This window comes from Staphylococcus sp. EG-SA-2 (genome assembly GCF_017152085.1).
The window spans coordinates 1-568 of sequence record NZ_JACYHC010000056.1; the positions used below are offsets into that span (position 1 = coordinate 1).

The following is a 568-nucleotide window of genomic DNA, read 5'->3' on the forward strand; positions in this document are numbered from 1 at the left end:
TATAAAGATTTTTTAACTCAATGGAAGTTATATATTATAAGTGCTGTTGTTTTAATTATGGTATTAATTGGTTTTATATTCTGGAGACAAGATGATTATACTTCAAGAAATTTTGAAAATAAAGATACTGCTCTGAAACAAAGCACTAGTGAAAATAATAGTTTGTCCAAATTAGAAGATGTCCAGGTCAAAGATGGAGATAATTCCAAAAATAAAGGTCCTGTATATGTCGATGTAAAAGGTGCTGTTAAACATCCTAATGTTTATAAAATGACATCTAAGGATAGAGTAGTTGATTTACTTGATAAAGCACAATTATTGGATGATGCAGATGTAAGTCGAATTAATTTGTCTGAAAAATTAACAGATCAAAAAATGATTTTCATACCTCATAAAGGACAAAAGAATGTTGAACCACAAATTGAAGTAAACAGTGTGCACGTAAAAAATGGGAACACAAATAATACTAAAGTAAATTTAAATACCGCATCTGTATCAGAATTGATGTCTGTTCCTGGAGTAGGGCAAGCTAAAGCTAATGCAATTGTTGAATATCGCAACCAACAAG

1 protein-coding gene is annotated in these 568 nt (G+C 29.9%); it reads left to right on the plus strand.

Translation table 11 applies throughout. The features are described 5' to 3' along the window. A partial coding sequence (locus IDG60_RS27065; RefSeq protein WP_206160354.1) for a ComEA family DNA-binding protein occupies positions 1–568 on the plus strand: 568 nt, incomplete at both ends.